Source organism: Rhizobium sp. RHZ01 (genome assembly GCF_014851595.1).
Classification (GTDB): domain Bacteria; phylum Pseudomonadota; class Alphaproteobacteria; order Rhizobiales; family Rhizobiaceae; genus Rhizobium; species Rhizobium altiplani.
In genome coordinates this window covers 1-650 of the sequence record NZ_JACUZZ010000087.1, presented here as the reverse complement: position 1 = coordinate 650, position 650 = coordinate 1, and the positions used below count along the sequence as shown (strand labels likewise).

General features: G+C 67.7%; 1 pseudogene. It reads right to left on the bottom strand.

Annotated elements, in window-relative coordinates:
- Positions 1-650, bottom strand: a pseudogene (locus IB248_RS30905) (DUF3300 domain-containing protein); the annotation flags it as partial.

Genomic DNA, 650 nt, shown 5'->3' with positions numbered 1-650 from the left:
CCGCGGCTCATCTGCTGCCGTCCGCCACCGCCACGGCTCATCTGCGACCGTCCACCCCCACCGCGCTGAATGTTGGAACGGTTGGGCGAGCGCTGGACGTTGGAACGGTTGGGGCGCTGGGCGTTGGCGCGGCTCTGCGCTCCACGCCTCGAAGCGTCGACCTGACCGCGCTTCGACGAGACGTTGCCGAGTGCGTTTGCGCGGCCGCGGTTGTCTGCCTTGCCGGCGAGCTTACCGTTCGCGGGCCGCTGGCCGGCCGCCGGCCGGTTTCCGCCACCGGGGCGATTTACGCCCGCGCCGGCGCCTGGCCGATTTCCTGCCGCTGGCCGGTTGGCGACCCCACCGCCGGGGCGGTTGAGGCCGGCTTGCCCGGCGTTACCGCCGCGGTTTTTCAGACCCTCCGCGGTGCTTCTGCGCACGTCGGCTGCGCGGTCCGCCCGGTTGGCGACGCCAGCGCCGCGCTCACGGTTGATCTCGGAGGCGCGATTGCGCAGGTTGTTGGCGCCATTGGCCTGGAGATTGTTTCGGATAGTGTTTCGGTCGACGTTCGCCAACTGACTTCTGTCGATGTTGAGCTTGCTGCGGTCGACGTTCTTCCAGTCGACGTCGTTCCACTTAACCTTGCCGTTGAAATTGCGGTTGTTGAAACA